This window comes from Halomonas cerina (assembly GCF_014192215.1).
In the GTDB taxonomy this organism is placed as follows: Bacteria; Pseudomonadota; Gammaproteobacteria; order Pseudomonadales; family Halomonadaceae; genus Halomonas; species Halomonas cerina.
Genome location: NZ_JACHXP010000020.1, coordinates 37,989 through 55,969 on the forward strand (window position 1 = coordinate 37,989; position 17,981 = coordinate 55,969).

General features: G+C 65.3%; 13 protein-coding genes. 5 read left to right on the plus strand and 8 right to left on the minus strand.

The features are described 5' to 3' along the window. The first annotated feature begins 25 nt into the window (after nt 1–25). A complete protein-coding gene (gene metF / locus FHR94_RS16275; protein WP_183327212.1) occupies nt 26–868 on the plus strand; it encodes a methylenetetrahydrofolate reductase [NAD(P)H] in 843 nt (280 codons plus the stop codon). Nucleotides 869–1,034: 166 nt separating this feature from the next. After that, complete coding sequence (gene sodC, locus FHR94_RS16280; protein WP_183327215.1) at nt 1,035–1,565, plus strand: superoxide dismutase family protein; 531 nt, start codon at nt 1,035–1,037, stop codon at nt 1,563–1,565. A gap of 89 nt (nt 1,566–1,654) precedes the next feature. Here the strand turns inward: sodC and FHR94_RS16285 are convergent, their stop codons facing one another. Further along, nucleotides 1,655–3,844: a TRAP transporter permease gene (locus FHR94_RS16285; protein WP_183327217.1), complete on the minus strand. Its 2,190-nt coding sequence runs from the start codon at nt 3,842–3,844 to the stop codon at nt 1,655–1,657. Nucleotides 3,845–3,954: 110 nt separating this feature from the next. Continuing rightward, a complete protein-coding gene (locus tag FHR94_RS16290) occupies nt 3,955–4,944 on the minus strand; it encodes a TAXI family TRAP transporter solute-binding subunit (RefSeq protein WP_183327219.1) in 990 nt (329 codons plus the stop codon). Between the two features lie 390 nt (nt 4,945–5,334). Here FHR94_RS16290 and FHR94_RS16295 point away from each other — a divergent pair, with 390 nt between their 5' ends. Then, nucleotides 5,335–6,408 (plus strand): TAXI family TRAP transporter solute-binding subunit, encoded by a 1,074-nt coding sequence (locus FHR94_RS16295; RefSeq protein ID WP_183327221.1) that lies wholly within the window; start codon nt 5,335–5,337, stop codon nt 6,406–6,408. Nucleotides 6,409–6,681: 273 nt separating this feature from the next. Here FHR94_RS16295 and lpdA read toward each other — a convergent pair whose 3' ends face one another. The 6 genes from lpdA to prlC form a co-directional block, all read right to left on the minus strand. After that, nucleotides 6,682–8,787: a dihydrolipoyl dehydrogenase gene (gene lpdA, locus FHR94_RS16300; RefSeq protein WP_183327224.1), complete on the minus strand. Its 2,106-nt coding sequence runs from the start codon at nt 8,785–8,787 to the stop codon at nt 6,682–6,684. 14 nt (nt 8,788–8,801) lie between these two features. Beyond that, the gene (gene aceF, locus FHR94_RS16305; protein WP_343064679.1) at nt 8,802–10,352 is read right to left on the minus strand and encodes a dihydrolipoyllysine-residue acetyltransferase; all 1,551 of its coding nucleotides are present in this window, start codon (nt 10,350–10,352) and stop codon (nt 8,802–8,804) included. 17 nt (nt 10,353–10,369) lie between these two features. After that, complete coding sequence (aceE, locus tag FHR94_RS16310) at nt 10,370–13,033, minus strand: pyruvate dehydrogenase (acetyl-transferring), homodimeric type (protein ID WP_183327226.1); 2,664 nt, start codon at nt 13,031–13,033, stop codon at nt 10,370–10,372. A gap of 36 nt (nt 13,034–13,069) precedes the next feature. Then, nucleotides 13,070–13,225, minus strand: a complete 156-nt coding sequence (locus FHR94_RS16315) for a hypothetical protein (protein WP_183327229.1) — start codon at nt 13,223–13,225, stop codon at nt 13,070–13,072. Nucleotides 13,226–13,574: 349 nt separating this feature from the next. Next, nucleotides 13,575–13,820, minus strand: coding sequence for a YheV family putative zinc ribbon protein (locus tag FHR94_RS16320; protein WP_183327231.1), 246 nt, complete (start codon nt 13,818–13,820; stop codon nt 13,575–13,577). A gap of 51 nt (nt 13,821–13,871) precedes the next feature. Then, on the minus strand, nt 13,872–15,920 hold the full coding sequence (gene prlC, locus FHR94_RS16325; RefSeq protein ID WP_183327233.1) for an oligopeptidase A: 2,049 nt from the start codon (nt 15,918–15,920) through the stop codon (nt 13,872–13,874). A 107-nt stretch (nt 15,921–16,027) separates the two neighbouring features. Here prlC and FHR94_RS16330 point away from each other — a divergent pair, with 107 nt between their 5' ends. Together FHR94_RS16330 and FHR94_RS16335 are read left to right on the plus strand one after the other, a co-directional pair. Further along, entirely contained in the window at nt 16,028–17,368 is a 1,341-nt protein-coding gene (locus FHR94_RS16330; RefSeq protein WP_183327235.1) for a sodium-dependent transporter, read from the plus strand. A gap of 16 nt (nt 17,369–17,384) precedes the next feature. Further along, nucleotides 17,385–17,936 (plus strand): gamma carbonic anhydrase family protein, encoded by a 552-nt coding sequence (locus FHR94_RS16335; protein WP_183327237.1) that lies wholly within the window; start codon nt 17,385–17,387, stop codon nt 17,934–17,936. Nucleotides 17,937–17,981: the final 45 nt, after the last annotated feature.

Here is a 17,981-nt window from a genome sequence, read left to right on the forward strand (position 1 = left end):
GCAAACGCTTCAACAAGGTGAGCCGATGAGCACGCAGGAACATCCGCTGGGGATCAGCTTCGAATTCTTCCCGCCCAGCACCGAGGCCGGACACGACAAGCTGATGCGCACCCGCGATGCCCTGGCTCGTCGCCAGCCGCGCTTCTTCTCGGTCACCTACGGGGCCGGCGGCTCCACCCAGCATCGCACGCTCAACAGCGTACGGGCGGTGCGCGAGTCCGGAATCACCACCGCGCCGCACCTTTCCTGCATCGGCAGCGAAAAGGCGGTGCTGCGCGACCTGCTGACGGGCTACCGCGAGGAGGGGATCGACAGCCTGGTGGCCCTGCGCGGTGACCTGCCTTCCGGGATGGGTGGTATCGGCGAGTTGCGCTATGCCAACGAGCTGGTCGAGTTCATCCGCGAGGAGACCGGCGAACACTTCGAGATCGCCGTGGCCGCCTATCCGGAATCGCACCCCCAGGCGCCGAGTCTCGACCGAGACCTGGAGAACTTCGCCCGCAAGATGAAGGCCGGGGCAAACTTCGCCATCACCCAGTACTTCTTCACCGCCGACGCCTATTTCCATTTCGTCGAGCGGGCCCGCGCCCTGGGCGTCGAGGCCCCCATCGTGCCCGGCATCATGCCGATCACCAACTATGCCAAGCTGGCGCGCTTCTCCGATGCCTGCGGCGCCGAGATCCCGCGCTGGATCCGCAAGCAGCTCGAGGCCTACGGCGACGACAGCGAGGCCATCGCGGCCTTCGGCGAGGAGGTGATCTCGCGGCTCTGCCAGCGCCTGCTCGACGGCGGGGCCCCGGGTCTGCACTTCTATACCCTTAACCAGGCCGAGCCGACCCTGAAGGTGCTGAATAATATCTCCGCCTGAACCGGGCGGGGCGGTCGTGCCGCCGGGCTGCACTTGCCTCTCTACGCCGGCCTCAACAGGACGGCGGATCCTCGATCACCGAGCCCGACGCTGCCTTGGCGGTCCGGCGGATCTGGGGCTAGCCTGTTTCTGACATGTCCATGGAATCAGGAGCAGGAGACGCCAGATGCGCCATGCCAATATGATTGCGGGAGCCCTTGCCTCCCTGCTGCTCGCCGCGGGTCTCGGCCAGGCTCAGGCCAGCGAGCACCAGGAGGTCGAGATCAACAAGGTCAATGCCGATGGCGTCGGGGAGGCCATCGGTACCGTCACACTCGAGGACACCGACTATGGCCTGCTGCTGACGCCGGATTTGAGCGGACTGTCCCCCGGCCCCCACGGCTTCCATGTCCACGAGAACGCCAGCTGCGGGCCGGATGATAAGACGGCAGCCGCCGAGGCGGGCGGTCACTACGATCCCGACGAGACCGGGAGCCATGAAGGTCCCTATGGCGATGGCCATCTCGGTGATCTGCCGGTGCTGATTGTCAACGCGGACGGGAAGGCGACGCTGCCGGTGTTAGCGCCTCGGCTCAGTCTCGACGACCTGAAGGCGCGTAGCCTGATGATCCACGAGGGCAGCGACAACTACGCCGACGAGCCGAAGCCGCTGGGCGGCGGTGGCGCTCGCGTAGCCTGCGGTGTGCTCGCTTCCTGAGCAGGGCGCTAGCCAGCGCCGACATCGACCAGGACGCAGAAGGGCCCCGCCAGTGGCGGGGCCCTTCGCACTCCGGTGGACGAGACGGATCAGCCGGCGGAGACCGGTTGGCCACCACCGCCATGGCGACCGCGCTGCATCATGAACAGCACTGCCCCGATGGCAAGTCCCACGACATCGGTGTAGATGCCACCATAGATCATGCATAATGCCCCGACCAGCATCACCAGGCGCTGCCAGGCCTTCACCGGCCCGAAGAACCAGGCCTGGACGGTAGCGGCCAGCAGCACGATGCCCAGGGTGGCGGTCACGCCCACCCTCAGGATCTGCATCCAGCTGCCCTCCATCAGCATGGCCGGGCTGTAGAAGAACATGAAGGGCACGATGAAGGCGGCCAGACCGACCTTGAAGGAGGCCACCGACGTCCCCATGGCGTTGTCGCCGGAAATGCCCGCCGCCGCATAGGAGGCCAGCGCCACCGGCGGGGTGATGGCCGAGACCACCGCGAAGTAGAACACGAAGAAGTGCGCCACCAGCGGCTGGATGCCGATCTCGATCAGGCCCGGGGCGACCACCGAGGCGGCCACCGCATAGGCGGCGGTGGTGGGCATGCCCATGCCCAGCAAGATCGAGATGCACATGGCGAAGAACAGCGCCAACAGCTGGCTGACACCGGCCAGACCGAGCAGCAGTGAGGAGAAGCGCGCGCCCACGCCGGTCATGGCGATGACGCCGACGATCAGGCCGGCACAGGCACACACGGCGATGATCTGGATCGCCATGGTGCCGGCCAGATGCAGCGCTCGCAGGATGGCGAGCAGACCCATCTTGTTGGGCGAGAACCAGCTCACCACGGCGGCCGAGGCGGTGGCCAGGGTGCCGGCGCGGATCACCGAGTAGCCCATGAACAGCGCGGCGATCAGGATGATGATCGGTGCGAACAGATAGACATGCTTGACCAGGCGGCGGAACTTGGGAATTTCCTCCTTGGGCATGCCGCGCATGCCCTTGCGGGCCGCCTCGAAGTCCACCATGCAGTAGACCGACAGGAAGTAGAGGATGGCCGGGATCAGCGCCGCCACGGCGATCTCGGTATAGGGGATGCCGGTGACCTCGGCCATGATGAAGGCCCCCGCGCCCATGATCGGCGGCATGATCTGCCCGCCGGTGGAGGCGGCGGCCTCGATGGCCCCGGCGCTGCGGCCCGGGTAGCCCACTTTCTTCATCAGCGGGATGGTCAGCGAGCCGGTGGAGACCACGTTGCCGGCACTGGTGCCGTTGATCATGCCCATCAGCCCGGAGGCGAAGATCGCGACCTTGGCCGGGCCGCCTCGCGCGCGTCCGGCGGCGGCGAAGGCGAAGTTGATGAAGTACTCCCCTACCTTCGAAGCCTGCAGGAAGGCGGCGAAGATGATGAACAGAATGATGTAGGTGGATGATACCGCGGTGGTCGGACCCAGGATGCCGGTGTCGGTGTAGACCTGGCTGAAGAAGCGCCCCACCGAGAGGCCCGGGTAGCCGAGGAAGCCCGGCAGGTAAGGGCCGGCGAACACATAGGTCAGGAAGATCGCCGAAATGATCACCAGTGCCAGGCCGGCCACGCGACGGGTCAGCTCGAGGATCAGCAGCGAGCCGGCGATGCCCGCCCAGGTGAGGCCCACCGGGGCGAAGGAGGTGCCGGTGGAGGCACGCAGCGGGCTGTTGAATATCACCAGCAGGTAGCCTGCCACCGCGAGCGCGCAGACCATCAGCACCAGGTCGGCCGGGTTGATCCGGTGGCGGGCCTCGCGCAGGCCCCAGGAGAGTACGATCGCCCCTGCGGTGGCAAGTATCAGTGGGTAGCCGAAGTGCCAGGTCTCCACCTCGGGGGCGATGCGCATCGCCCCCGCCTGCATCTCCTGATACATCATGACGGTGCGCACCAGGGCGTAGCCTGCCGGTACCAGCAGCACATAGCCGAGTGAGGTGAGCACGCGTCCGGCGGGGGCCCCCGGCTGATCGGCGAAGCGTGCCCCCGCATAGAAGCCGAAACCAAGGATCAGGGCACCGGCGATGTGAATGATGCGGAACGACCAGGTCTCCATGGGGAACATGTTCAGGGTGACCAGGTGGAAGACGCAGTAGGCGATGGCCAGGCCGGCAAACAGTAACCATCGCCAGCCGCCATACAGGCGTCGATTCGATTCGACGACTTCGTCGTCGGCCCCGTCGGCAACGGACTCGGACGCCGCGGCGACGGGTTCCTCGTTGCCGGGGCGGTTCTCGGGTGTGTGATTCATGAGGGGAAACCCCTTGATGTGGGAACGGTGGGGAGCGGGTCACGCCCCGTGCCGAGGGCGACACGGAGCATGGGGTCAGGCGCTAGGCGGCCCGGCCTTTCGGACAAAATCTAGTCGAGCTTGAGCTCGTCAGGGATTTCGTAGCCGTTCTCCTCGTACCAGCGCACGGCACCCGGGTGGAAGGGCAGTACGGTGTTGTACTTGATGTTTTCCGGGACCGTCGTCTCGGCGGAGCGGTGTACGTTACGCATCTTGTCGTTGTTTTCCATGGTGACCTTGGTGACCTCGTAGACGAAGTCCTTCGGCAGGTCACAGCCGGCGATAGCGAAGTTCCACATGGAGACGGCGCGAGCATCCTCCTCGAGGGTCTGGTAGGTGCTGGCCGGGATCGAGAACGCGGAGACCGGGAACTCCTCTAACACCTTGGCCTGCTCCTCTTCGGTGAACTCGATGATGTTGACGTCGGTCTGCACCTCGAGTTGGCTGATGGCCGGGATCGGGATGCCGGCGGCGAAGGCGATGACGTCGATCAGGCCGTCCTGCAACTGGCCGCCGAGGTCGGACCAGCCACCATTGCGACGGTCGAACTCCACGCCCAGGGTCTCCAGGATGGCGGGAAAGTACGTATCGGAGGTGGAGGCCGCGGGGCCGAAACCGATGCTCGCGCCGTCGGGAATATCGGAGATCGACTCGATGCCGCTGTCGGCCAGGGCGGCGATGGAGAACGGTGTCTCGTACATCGGGAACAGCGCGCAGACGTTGTCCATTGCCACGCCCGGGGCCAGCGGGCTCTCGCCTTTCACGGCGTCGGCGGCCGGCCCCATGGTGGTCAGGCCGAAGGCCACATCGCCACCATGCACCAGGGCCAGGTTCTGGGTCGGGCCGCCGGTGACCTCGCCGCCACCGGAGATGCCCAACTCGTCGGCGATCAGGTTGGCCCAGCCGGAGCCATAGACATAGTAGGTGCCGCCCTGGCTGGCGGTGCCCACGGTGAAGCTCTCCGGCCAGTCGCTGCGGTCGGACTGGGCCGAGGCCGAGGCGGCCACCAGCAGGGAGCCGGCGAGAGTGCTGGCGAGCAGTTTGGTGGAAAGAAGACGCATGATGTCTCTCCTGTTGCTGTTGTGCTCTTGTTAAATGCCCGGGCGGTCGTGCCCCGGGGCTGCATGCCGTCGTCCCCCAGTATGGTCACCGGTTGCGGGACCTGCCGTGATCCTGGCCGGGGTGGCATCAACGTCCATTATCCAGCAATGGTCATGCCCATTTATTGGAACATCTTGCATTTCATTCAGTTGCGAGATCATGCTTCGACCTTGGTCGAAGCATGATCGGCCGAGTGGGGCCGGGATCCCGCACGGAGCAGGTGTCGTGGTATGCGGATTTCCGCACAGGTCCTCGCGCCAGGGGTGCCGTCAGGCGTCGGCGGCACTCGGCCAGATAGTCAGCTAGGTTTGTGGAAAGAAGTGATCCACACCTCAATCGAGAGACATGCCATGACTGACGAACGCGTTTTCTGCCTTCCCACCCTTGTCGCGGCCGGTGGCCTGCTGATCGGGGGGACCACGGCCATGGCCCAGGAACGTGCGGACTGGCCGGAGCGGATCAGGGTGGCTACTGCCTCCATCGGCGGCACCTACCATATCTACGGCCACGGCCTGTCCGCGCGCATCACCGATGAGTTCGACATACTCGCCGATACGCGTACCACCGGCGGGCCCTACCACAACATGATCCTGGTCCACACGGGTGAAGCGGAGCTGGGCTTTGTCACCCTGGGGCCGGCAAAGGAGCTTTGGGAGGGCGAGGCCGAGTTCGCCGATGGTGAGAAGATGCGCAACGTGCGTGCCCTCTTTCCCATGTACCGAACCCCCTTCCACATAGTCACCCAGGCCGATTCAGGCATCGAAAGCATCGATGACCTCAGTGGGGCCCGTGTCGGGGTGGGACCCATGGGCGGCACCTGCGCCACCTATTGGGAGCGGTTCTTCGATGAACTGGGGGTTGAGGATGTCCGCCTGCAGTATGCCGGCGCCAGCCTGTCGGCGGATTACATGCTCGGCGGCCTCAGCGATGCCTTCGCCTTCTGTGCCGGCCTGCCTATCCAGGCCTTCGAGCATGTGGAGAGTCGCCAGGCGGTACGGATGTTCGGCCTGACCGAGGAGCAGCAGGCGACCCTGGTGGACGCCTTTCCGGTGACTCCCTACGAGATCCCTGCCGACACCTATGCGTCGATGGATGCCCCCCAGGCCTCGGTGGCCTTCTGGAATTTCGCCATCGGCCACAAGGATCTCGATGAGGGTTTCGTCCATGAACTCATGGCACTGGTGCTCGAGGACAACGACGCCATGCAGGAGATCCACCCCGCAGCGGCCGAGACCCGGCCGGAGCACATGGAGAAGAACAATGTGATCTGGTTCCATCCCGGCGCGGTGCGCTATTACCGGGAGCAGGGGCTCGAGGTGTCCGAGGCGATGATGCCGCCCGAGATGCGCCAGCAGGGAGAAGAAGAGGAGGCCGAAATGGAAGGCGAAACGGGGGGCCGGGCCGAGGAGAGCGCCGAGCAATAATAGCCCCGGCAGCCTTTTACGAAGCCAGTAGGATGCCCATGTCGCTCGATAGCTGCCAGGGAATCCTGCTTCCCGATGGCGGGCCGGATGACGACGAGTGGGAGGCGTGCCAGATGGCACACAACCGTGTACCTGGCCATTCGATGATGACAGGCGTCTGCCCGCCAGGTCGTCAGTGGGGCAACCGGGCGGCGCCGCGTCGTACCGGGCAAGAGCCTGTCACGGCACCACCCACCACCGGGGGATCAGAACTGCAGCCCGATGATAGTCACCTTATCGCTTCTTCTGTGGCGGCAGATCGGTGCACACGCCTTCGAACAGTTCGGCGGCCATCCCCACCGATTCGCCCAGGGTCGGATGCGGGTGGATGGTCTTGCCGATGTCGACCGGGTCGCAGCCCATCTCGACGGCCAGACACAGCTCGCTGATCAGATCCCCCGCCTGGGTGCCGACGATCGCCCCACCGATGATGCGGTGGGTGTCTTCGTCGAACAGCAACTTGGTGAAACCTTCGTCACGCCCGTTGGCGATCGCCCGTCCGCTGGCCGCCCAGGGAAAAATCGCCTTGCCGTACTTGATGCCTTCGGCCTTGCATTCGGTCTCGGTCTTGCCGGCCCAGGCGACTTCCGGGTCGGTGTAGGCCACCGAGGGGATCTGTCGGGCATCGAAGAAGCTCTTGTGTCCGGCCGCGGCCTCGGCGGCGACATGCGCCTCGTGCACCGCCTTGTGGGCCAGCATCGGCTGGCCGATGATGTCGCCGATGGCGAAGATGTGCCCGACGTTGGTGCGCAACTGCTTGTCAACATTGATGAAGCCGCGCTCGTCGACCGCCACGCCGGCGTTTTTTGCACCGATCTTGTTGCCGTTAGGGCTGCGCCCGACCGATTGCAGGACCATGTCGTACAGCTGTGGCTCGGCGGGGGCGTTGTCGCCCTCGAAGCTGACCTTGAGGCCGCTCTTTTGGGCTTTCACGGCGGTGGTCCGGGTCTTGAGCATCACCTTGTCGAAGCGTGGCGTGTTGACTTTTTCCCAGACCTTGACCAGATCGCGGTCGGCGCCGGTCATCAGCCCGTCGAGCATCTCGACCACGTCGATGCGGGTGCCCAGGGAAGAATAGACCGTGGCCATCTCCAGGCCGATGATGCCACCACCGATGACCAGCATGCGCTTCGGGATGGAGGTCAGTTCCAACGCGCCGGTGGAGTCGACCACCCGGGGGTCGTCGGGAATGAAGGGCAGTTTCACCGACTGCGAACCAGCGGCGATGATGCACTTGTCGAACTTTACCACTTGCTTGTCGCCGGTCTGCTCCTGGCCGTCGCCGGTCGTCAGGGCCACTTCCAAGTGATGCGGGTCGAGGAAGGTCCCGACCCCGCGCACGACCTGGACCTTGCGTGCCCTGGCCATGCCGGCCAGACCCCCGGTGAGCTGGCCGACGACCTTTTCCTTCCAACCGCGCAGTTTGTCGAGATCGATTTTCGGCTTGCCGAAGGCGATGCCGTGATCGGCCATGGCATTGGCCGCGTCGGTGACCGCCGCGACATGCAGCAGCGCCTTGGAGGGGATGCAGCCGACGTTTAGGCACACCCCGCCGAGGCTGGCATAGCGCTCCACCAGCACGGTCTTCATCCCCAGATCGGCGGCCCGGAAGGCGGCCGAGTAGCCGCCCGGGCCGGCGCCGAGCACCAGCATCTCGCACTCGATATCGGCCCCGCCGGTATGGGTGGCCGCTTGTGGGGCGGGCGCGGCGGCTGCCTTCTCTCCCGTTCCCTGCGCGACAGAGGGTTGGGAGGCAGAGCCTTTCCCTTCCGCTTCCAGCATCAGGATTGCCGTGCCTTCCGAGACCGTGTCGCCGACTGACACCAGCACCTCGCTGACCTTGCCGGCCTTGGGCGCGGGCACGTCCATCGAGGCCTTGTCGGACTCCAGGGTGATCAGTGGGTCCTCGGCACGGATCGTGTCGCCTGCGCGTACCAGCACTTCGATGATCGGAACATCACCGAAATCGCCGATGTCCGGCACCCGAACCTCTTCCAGGCTGCCGCCGCCATAACCACCGCCGGCATCGCCGGGCGCTGCGGAGCCAACCCCTTTTTCATGGACCGCTGGATGCGGGTCGTGGTCCGCCACCCGGGACCCGGTCTCGGCCGGTTCCAGCATCAGAATGGTCGAGCCTTCGGAGACCTTGTCCCCCTCCTTGACCTTGAGTTCTCCAACCGTGCCCGACTGCGGGGACGGCACGTCCATGGAGGCCTTGTCGGTCTCCAGGGTGATCAGCGGCGTCTCGATGTCGATCGCATCGCCCGGCTTGACCAGCACCTCGATGACCTCGACGTCCTTGAAGTCACCGATGTCGGGCACCTTGATTTCGATTGCCATGGTGTCGTTTCCCCTTACATGATGATGCGCCGCATATCGGCGAGCAGGCTGGCGAAATGGACGTTGAAACGGGCCGCGGCGGCGCCGTCGATCACCCGGTGGTCCCAGGACAACGACAGGGGCAGCATGAACCGCCAGTCCGACTGCTTGCCGTCCGGCGAGACCTGCTTCCAATAGGAGCGGCATACGCCCATGATGGCCACCTCGGGGGCATTGATGATGGGCGTGAAATAGTGCCCGCCGATCCCGCCCAGCGAGGAGATGGTGAAGCAGCCGCCCTGCATCTGATCGGGCTTGAGCTTGCCGTCGCGGGCCAGCTTGGCCAGCGCCCCCATTTCCTGGGCGATCTCGGCCACGCTCTTCTGATCCGCATCGCGGATCACCGGCACCACCAGACCCTGGGGCGTGTCGGCGGCGAAACCGATATGGTAGTACTGCTTGAATATCAGATTGTCGCCGTCCAGTGAGGCATTGAACTCGGGGAACTTTTTCAAGGACGCGACCGCAGCCTTGATCATGAACGCCAGCATGCTGACCTTGATGCCCGCCTTCTCGTTGTCCTTGTTGAACTGCACGCGGAAGGCTTCCAGGTCGGTGATGTCGGCCTCGTCGTGGTTGGTGACGTGGGGAATCCTCACCCAGTTGCGATGCAGATTGGCACCGGAGATCTTCTTGATGCGTGATAGCGGCTGGGTTTCCACCGGACCGAACTTGCTGAAATCGACCTTGGGCCAGGGCAGTAGATCCATGCCCTCCCCGGCAGCCGGAGCACCGGCCGGGGCCGCCGCCGGGGCGCCGCCCTTGGCGAAGTTCTGAATGTCCTCCTGGGTGACTCGGCCCTTGAGGCCGGTCGGCGGCACGCGGGTCAGATCCACCTCCAGTTCGCGGGCCAGGCGGCGAGCCGAGGGGCTGGCGTGAACCCGGCTGAAATCCGCAATCTGGCCGGTCGAAGGTGCGCTGGAGGGGGCAGTCGCCGGTTGCGGTGGCTTCTCTGCTTCGTCGGCGGGTGGCGCGCTCTTTTCTTCCGCTCCTGCCTCGCTCTCCAGCAGCAGTATCGGGCTGCCTTCGGATACCGTGTCACCGACCTTGACCTTGACCTCCTTGACGGTGCCGGCCTGGGGCGCGGGCACGTCCATGGAGGCCTTGTCGGACTCCACGGTGATCAGCGGGTCCTCGGGCTGGACGCTGTCGCCGGCCTGGACATGGATCTCGATGATCGGCACATCGCTGAAGTCGCCGATGTCGGGGACCTTGATCTCCTCCACCCCGCCGCCGGACGGTGCCGATGCCTTCTCTCCCTCGGCGGGGGAGGGTGAGCCACCCTCACCCTCCGACTCCAGCATCACAATCGTCGAACCCTCGGAGACCGTGTCACCGACCTTGACCTTGACCTCCTTGACGGTGCCGGCCTGGGGCGCGGGCACGTCCATGGAGGCCTTGTCGGACTCCACGGTGATCAGCGGGTCCTCGACCTGGACGCTGTCACCGGCCTGGACATGGATCTCGATGATCGGCACATCGGTGAAGTCGCCGATGTCCGGTACCTTGATTTCTTGGATGGCCACTGTTGTTCTCCTCCGGCTCAGGCGTACAGGGGGTTGGGCTTTTCAGGGTCGATGCCGTACTTGGCGATGGCGTCCCGGACCTTGCCGCTCTTGAGCTGGCCCTCGTCGACCAGGGCCTGCAGCGCGGCCAGGGTGACGTAATGACGATCCACCTCGAAATGGCGGCGCAGGGCCTCGCGGCTGTCGGAGCGGCCGAAGCCGTCGGTGCCCAGCACCTCGTAGCGCCGGGGGACAAAGGATCGGATCTGGTCGGCGAACAGCCGGATGTAGTCGGTGGAAGCGATGACCGGGCCTTCGGTGCCTTCCAGGCACTGCTCGACGTGGCTCTTGCGCGGCTTCTTTCCGGGATGCAGCCGGTTCCAGCGCTTGACGGCATGGCCGTCGCGGGCCAGTTCATTGAAGCTCGGGCAACTCCAGACGTCGGCCACCACGCCCCAGTCGTCGCGTAGTAGGTCCACCGCCGCAATCACCTCGTTGAGGATGCTGCCACAGCCCAGCAGCTGGACCCGCGGCCCCTTGCCCTCGGCCTTGCTGAACGGGTACATGCCCTTGATGATGTCCTCTTCGACCCCCTCGGGCAGCGCCGGATGGTGGTAGTTCTCGTTCAGGGTGGTGATGTAGTAGAAGACGTCCTCCTGGTCCTCGTACATGCGCTTGAGGCCGTCGCGCACGATTACCGCGACCTCGTAGTGAAAGGTGGGGTCATAGGCCATGCAGTTGGGGATGAACTGGGCAAACAGCTGGCTGTGCCCGTCCTGGTGCTGAAGCCCTTCGCCGTTGAGGGTGGTGCGTCCCGAGGTGCCGCCGATCAAAAATCCCCGCGCCAGCATGTCGCCGGCCGCCCAGGCCAGATCGCCGACGCGCTGGAAGCCGAACATGGAGTAGTAGACGTAGAAGGGGATCATGGTGACCCCGTGGTTGCTGTACGAGGTGGCCGCGGCGATCCACGACGACATGGCCCCGTCCTCGTTGATGCCTTCCTGCAGGATCTGGCCTTTCTGGTCCTCCCGGTAGGGCATGATCTCCTCGGCGTCCATGGGCACGTACTTCTGCCCTTCAGGCGCGTAGATACCGATCTGGCGGAACATGCCCTCCATGCCGAAGGTGCGTGACTCGTCGGCAACAAGCGGGGTCAGGCGTGGCCCCAGGGTCTTGTCCCGGGCCAGGGATACCATGATGCGCACCATCGCCATGGTGGTGGACATGGTGCGCTCACCGGTGTCCGCCAGCACTTGCTTGAACATGTCCAGGGGGGGCGCCTTGAGCAGATCGCCGTTGCGCCGGCGCTGGGGCAGGTAGCCCCCCAGCGCCTTGCGCTGCTCGTGCAGGAACTGCATCTCGGCGCTGTCCTCGGGGGGCTTGAAGAACGCCGCCTGGGTGACCTGTTCGTCACTCAAGGGCAGGTCGAAGCGCTTGTGAAAGTACCTGAGGTGATCCTCGCCCAGTTTCTTCTTCTGGTGAGTGATGTTCTGGCCCTCGCCGCCCTCGCCCATGCCGTAGCCCTTGACGGTCTTCATCAGCAGCACCGAGGGTTTGTCCGTGGTGTTGACCGCCGCGTGGTAGGCCGCGTAGACCTTCTGCGGGTCGTGGCCACCGCGGATCAGCTTGTAGTAGATGTCGTCGTCCGACAGGTGGGAGACCATTTCCTTGAGTTCGGGATACTTGCCGAAGAAGTGCTCGCGGATGTAGCCACCGCCCTTAGCCTTGAAGTTCTGGTACTCGCCGTCGATGCATTCCTCCATGCGCTGGCGCAACAGCCCCTGGGTGTCCTTGGCCAGCAGTTCGTCCCAGCCCGACCCCCACAGACACTTGATGACGTTCCACCCCGCGCCCCGGAAGTTGCCTTCCAGTTCCTGGATGATCTTGCTGTTACCGCGCACCGGACCGTCCAGGCGCTGCAGATTGCAGTTGATCACGAAGATCAAGTTATCCAGCTTCTCCCGGTTGGCCAGGGCGATGGCACCCTGGGACTGGGGCTCGTCCATCTCGCCGTCACCCAGAAACGCCCAGACCTTGCGTCCCTCGGTGTCGGCCAGCCCCCGATGCTGAAGGTACTTCATGAAGCGGGCCTGATAGATGGCCATGATCGGCGCCAGCCCCATGGACACGGTGGAGACCTGCCAGAAGTCCGGCATCAGATAGGGGTGGGGATAGGAGGAGAGCCCCTTGCCGTCCACTTCCAGGCGGAAGTTCTCCATCTGCTCCTCGGAGAGCCGTCCCTCGAGAAACGCCCGTGCGTAGATACCCGGCGCGCAATGGCCCTGCACGTAGATGATGTCCCCGCCGTGATTGTCGCTGGGGGCATGCCAGAAATGGTTGAAGCCTACCTCATACATCACCGCCGAAGACGCGTAGCTGGCGATATGCCCCCCGGGCTCGGCGGGTTTCTTGTTGGCACGCACCACCATGGCCATGGCGTTCCAGCGCAGATAGGCGGTCAGTCGCTGCAGCAAGGCCTCGTCGCCGGGTAGCTTGGCCTCCTTGTGGGGCGGAATGGTGTTCACGTATGGCGTGCGGGTGGTGTCCGGCGCCTCGGCGCCGGTCCGGTAGGCTTCTTCCACCGCCCTGTGCAGCAGATAGGTGGCCCGCTCGGGACCCACCCGCTCCACCACCACGTCGACGGCTTCCTGCCACTCGCGGGTTTCCTGTGGATCGAAGTCATTGTAGTTTTCGAAGGCCATGGATCGTCTCCCTTGGTTGGGTCGGCATTGTTTTCGTTATCGATCGGTCCGTGCCTCGACCACGGCGAAGGCGCTCATGTTGGCGATACCTCGTGCGGCGACCGTGTGGTTGAGCTCATGTACCGGCTTGGCGGCCCCCTGCAGGGAGCCGGCCAGGGTGCTGGCGAGCAACTTGGGAGAAAGAAGACGCATGGTGTGACTCCATTGCTGTTGTCGTTGGTGATGTTCTCGACGGACATGAAAGGCCGTGAGCCTGCTGCATCAGTCTGGCAGCTATGTCGCGACTAGCCGCCATCGAGTGGATGCGACTTTCAACGAACACTAGAGCAATGGGGGGAGGGGAGAAATTCTTTCTCTTTCATCAAGTGGATAGCAGTTGTGTGCTCGACCTTGATCGAGATGCGTGGCGCGGGGATGTTCCGGATTCTCGCACCCTGCTGCCAGGCAGCTGTGCGGAAGTCCGCACAGCAAGCCTGGCGGTGTTGGGTCAGACAGCACGTTGCCGGCGTCGCTGGTCGGGCGGAGAGGGTGTGGCGAGGTCTCAGTGGCCCTTGGGGTCGAGGATCTTCACGGTCTGAAGGTCGGAGGCCTGTTGCTCCTCGTGTTCCCGGTTGACCCGGGTCTCGAGCTCCGGCAGGACCTCGTCTTCGATGGGCAGTTGCTCGAAGAAGTCGCAGCTGACGCACTCGCGGTAGCGGATGCCGTTCTGTTCCCAGGCGCGGATGCGATCCATCTCGGCGCAGCGGGGACAAACGACACCGGCGATAAAGCGTTTCTGGACGGCCATGGGGACTCCTGAAAGGGGGCCGCCGGGGGATCCCGGCGGCGTGACGTTTGGTCAGGCGGCACGAATGCCGCTGTGGCGAAGCAGCGGCTCGACGCTGGGCTCGCGGCCACGGAAGGCGCGGAACAGTTCGGCGGCGTCGCGGGAGCCGCCGCGCTCGAGGATCTCGGTGCGAAAGCGCCGCCCGGTCTCGGGGTCGAAGATACCCGCTTCCTCGAAGGCGCTCCAGGCGTCGGCGGAGAGCACCTCGGCCCACTTGTAACTGTAGTAACCCGCCGCATAGCCACCGGCGAAGATGTGGCCAAAGCCGTTCTGGAAGCGGTTGAAGTTGGCTCGCGGCACCACTGAGATGGCGTCGCGCACTTCGTCGAGCAGCGCCTGGATCTGGGCCGCCGTAGGCGCGGCGAGTTCCTGGTGCAGGCGGAAGTCGAACAGCGAGAACTCCAGCTGGCGCACCATGCCCATGGCCGACTGGAAGTTCTTGGCCGCCTGCAGCTTCTCGAACAGGGTGTCGGGCAGCGGCTCGCCGGTCTCCACGTGGCTGGCGATCAGGTCCAGGCCCTCGCGCTCCCAGCAGAAGTTCTCCATGAACTGGCTGGGTAACTCCACCGCGTCCCAGGCCACGCCATTGATGCCGGAGATATCGGCGACGGTCTGGCGGGTCAGCATGTGGTGCAGGCCGTGGCCGAACTCGTGGAAGAGGGTGGTGACCTCGTCGTGGGTCAGCAGCGCCGGCGTATCTCCCACCGGGCGGGTGAAGTTGCAGGTCAGGTAGGCCACCGGTAGCTGCAGGGTATCGCCGTCCCGGCGGCGCACCCGGCACTCGTCCATCCAAGCACCGCCGCGCTTGCCCTCTCGGGCATAGAGATCGAGATAGAAGCCGGCGATCGGCGCGTCGTCCTCCATGATGCGGAAGTAGCGCACGTCGGAATGGTAGCGCGGCGCCTCCCGGTCCTCCTCGAAGCGGACCCCGTAGAGCCGCTCGACCACCTGGAACAGGCCGTCCACCACCCGGGGAGCCGGGAAGTAGGGGCGCAGCTGCTCCTCGGAGATGGCGTAGCGGGCCTCGCGCAGCTTCTCGCTGGCGTAGCCCACGTCCCAGGGGGCCAGCGCGTCCATGCCCAGGGTGTCGCGGGCGAAGGTCGCCAGCTCGGCGTACTCCTCTCGGGCCTGGGGTATGGCGCGTGCCGCCAGATCCTCGAGGAAGGTGATCACCTGCTCGGGGGAGTCGGCCATCTTGGTGGCCAGCGAATAGTCGGCGTAGGTGGTAAAGCCCAGCAGCTCGGCGAGCTCTCGACGTAGGGCGAGAATCTCCTCCATGAGCGGGGCGTTGTCGAACTGCCCGGCCCGGGGACTCTGGTCGGAGGCGCGGGTGACGAAGGCGGTGTAGACCTCTTCGCGCAGCGCGCGATCGTCGGCGTAGGTCATCACCGGGAAGAAGCTGGGGAAGTCCAGGGTGATGCGATAGCCCTCCTGCCCCTTGGCCTCGGCGTTGGCTGCCAGTGTCGCCAGGGCGCTGTCGGGCAGGCCGCCGAGCCGGCGGGTATCGGGCAGATCCCGGTACCAGGCCTGGGTGGCATCCAGCAGCTGGTTGGAGAAGGTGTTGGCGAGTTCGGAGAGGCGCGACTGAATCTCGCCGTAGCGGCGTTTCTGCGCCGGGGGCAGGTCGACGCCGGCCAGGCGGAAATCACGCAGGGCGTTGTCCACGGTGCGCCGCTGGCCCTCGTCGAGCTCGACCCAGGCGGGGCCGTCCTTCAATGCCTGCCAGGCCTGGAACAGCCCCTCATGCTGACCCAGCCAGGTGCTGTAGTCGGAGAGCTTGCCCAGGCAGGCCTGGTAGGCCTCGCGCAGTTCGGGGCTGTTCATGGTGCCGTTGAGGTGCGAGACCGGCGACCAGGTCCGCGAGAGGCGGTCATTGAGCGCCTCCAGCGGGGCCGCCAGGCTCTCCCAGGTGGGCGCCTGCTCAGCAGCCTGCGCGACGAGCCGTTCGATGGCGGTGCGGTTCTCTTCCAGCAGTTCCTCGATGGCCGGCACCACGTGTTCGGCGCGGATCTCGGCGAAAGGGGGCAGCTCATGGGGTTCGAGCAACGGGTTGCGGGACATGCGCACCTCGGATCCGATGATAGTCAGGAAGGTTAGATGCGGGCGGCCGCGGCAGGTTTCAATGTGCTAGGCTTGCGGCCCCTTGCAAGCCAAGCCGGAGTGGCATGATGAACGAGACCCTGGAGCGCTGGAGCAGCCGGCGCGCCTTCATACTAGCCGTGACCGGGGCCGCGGTGGGGCTGGGCAATATCTGGCGTTTCCCCTACATCACCGGCGAGAACGGCGGGGCCATCTTCCTGCTGCTCTACGTGGCCTTCGTGGTGCTGCTGGGCCTGCCGGTGATGATGGCCGAGATTTTGATCGGTCGCGCCGGGCGACGCAGTCCCATGCAGTCACTGGGGCATCTGGCGGTCCAGGCAGGAGCCACCCCTCACTGGCGCTGGCTGGGGCTGTTCGGGGCCCTCACGGTGTTCTGTATTCTCTCCTTCTACTCGGTGGTCTCGGGCTGGTCCATCGAGTTCCTGGTGGCGTCGATCAGCGGCGGCTTCGTTGGCGCCAGCGCGGAGGAGGTCGGCGCGGGCTTCGCGGCCTTTCTCGCCGATCCCACCCGGCTGACCCTCAACCACAGCCTCTTCCTGCTGATGACCATGCTGGTGGTCGCCGCCGGGGTGGCCAAAGGGCTGGAGCGGCTCAATAATCTGCTGATGCCGCTACTCTACGCCTTGCTGCTGGTGCTGGCCGGCCACGCCGCCACCACCGAGGGTTTCGGCTCGGCCCTGGCCTGGCTGTTCCTGCCTAACCTCTCGGCGTTCTCTCCTCTGGTCATGCTGCAGGCCATGGGCCACGCCTTCTTCACCCTGGCGGTGGGCGCCTGTGCGCTGATGGCCTACGGCGCCTACATGCCCGATCACCAGAGCCTGCCCCGGGCCGTCGCCGCGGTGGCGGTGCTGGACGTGACCGTGGCGCTGCTGGCCGGGATTGCCATCTTCTCGGTGGTGTTCGCCCAGGGCATGGACCCGGGCGAAGGGCCGGGGCTGATGTTCGTCACCCTGCCGGTGGCCTTCGCCGAACTGCCCGGCGGGGCGCTGTGGCTGTCGCTGTTCTTTTTGTTGTTGCTGCTGGCCACTTGGACCTCCTCGATCAACCTGGCCGAGCCGATGGTCGCCACCCTGCAGGGCTGGGGGCTGGGTCGTATCGCGGCCACCGCCGTCGTCGGGGTGGCCGTGTGGGGTCTGGGCATGCTCTCGGTACTCTCCTTCTCGAGCCTGGCCGAGGTCCGAGTGCTATTCGGCATGAACCCCTTCGAGCTGGTCAGCACCATTCCACCGGAGCTTTTTCTGCCGGTGGGCGGGCTCTTGATCGCCGTCTTCGCTGCCTGGGTGCTGCCCGAGCCGGTCGCCCTGAGGGCCCTGGGCGCCGGCACAGGCGGCTTTCGCGCCTGGCGGATCCTGGTGCGCTGGGTGTCGATCCCGCTGACGCTGGTAGTATTGGCATCGGGACTGATCTGATGACTGGAGGTACACGATGAGCGAGACGATGGCCATTCGATCCTGGAAGGGCACGACCCCGCAGCTGGGCGAGCGGGTCTATCTCGACCCGGCCGGCCTGGTACTGGGCGATGTGGTGCTGGGCGACGACTGCTCGGTGTGGCCCATGGCGGTGATTCGCGGGGATATGCACCGCATCCGTATCGGCGCGCGGGTCAGCATCCAGGACGGCAGCGTGCTGCACATCACTCACGCCAGCGACTTCAATCCTGACGGCTTCCCGCTGACCATCGGTGACGACGTCACCATCGGCCACCGGGTAATCCTGCATGGTTGCACCCTGGGCAACCGGGTCCTGGTGGGCATGGGGGCCATTGTCATGGACGGTGCGGTAGTCGAGGACGAGGTGATCATCGCCGCCGGCGCCGTGGTCACCCCGGGCAAGCGACTGGCGGGCGGCCATGTCTATGCCGGCAACCCGGCCAAGGTGTTGCGACCGATCAAGGAATCGGAGCGGGCCTTCTTCCCCTATACCGCCGGTAACTACGTCAAACTGAAGGACCAGTACCTGGCGGCCCAGGCCGGCTGAAACACTGTCGCCGTTTGGCAACTGATTGTTTTATCTCGCCATGTT

Excerpts from the sequence above, each read along its gene's own strand:
- FHR94_RS16285 (WP_183327217.1), bottom strand. The coding sequence starts at position 3,844 with ATGAATCACACACCCGAGAACCGCCCCGGCAACGAGGAACCCGTCGCC.
- lpdA (WP_183327224.1), bottom strand. The coding sequence starts at position 8,787 with ATGGCAATCGAAATCAAGGTGCCCGACATCGGTGACTTCAAGGACGTC.
- FHR94_RS16335 (WP_183327237.1), top strand. The coding sequence starts at position 17,385 with ATGAGCGAGACGATGGCCATTCGATCCTGGAAGGGCACGACCCCGCAG.
- FHR94_RS16315 (WP_183327229.1), bottom strand. The coding sequence starts at position 13,225 with ATGCGTCTTCTTTCTCCCAAGTTGCTCGCCAGCACCCTGGCCGGCTCC.
- FHR94_RS16290 (WP_183327219.1), bottom strand. The coding sequence starts at position 4,944 with ATGCGTCTTCTTTCCACCAAACTGCTCGCCAGCACTCTCGCCGGCTCC.
- sodC (WP_183327215.1), top strand. The coding sequence starts at position 1,035 with ATGCGCCATGCCAATATGATTGCGGGAGCCCTTGCCTCCCTGCTGCTC.
- FHR94_RS16320 (WP_183327231.1), bottom strand. The coding sequence starts at position 13,820 with ATGGCCGTCCAGAAACGCTTTATCGCCGGTGTCGTTTGTCCCCGCTGC.
- prlC (WP_183327233.1), bottom strand. The coding sequence starts at position 15,920 with ATGTCCCGCAACCCGTTGCTCGAACCCCATGAGCTGCCCCCTTTCGCC.
- FHR94_RS16295 (WP_183327221.1), top strand. The coding sequence starts at position 5,335 with ATGACTGACGAACGCGTTTTCTGCCTTCCCACCCTTGTCGCGGCCGGT.
- metF (WP_183327212.1), top strand. The coding sequence starts at position 26 with ATGAGCACGCAGGAACATCCGCTGGGGATCAGCTTCGAATTCTTCCCG.
- aceE (WP_183327226.1), bottom strand. The coding sequence starts at position 13,033 with ATGGCCTTCGAAAACTACAATGACTTCGATCCACAGGAAACCCGCGAG.
- FHR94_RS16330 (WP_183327235.1), top strand. The coding sequence starts at position 16,028 with ATGAACGAGACCCTGGAGCGCTGGAGCAGCCGGCGCGCCTTCATACTA.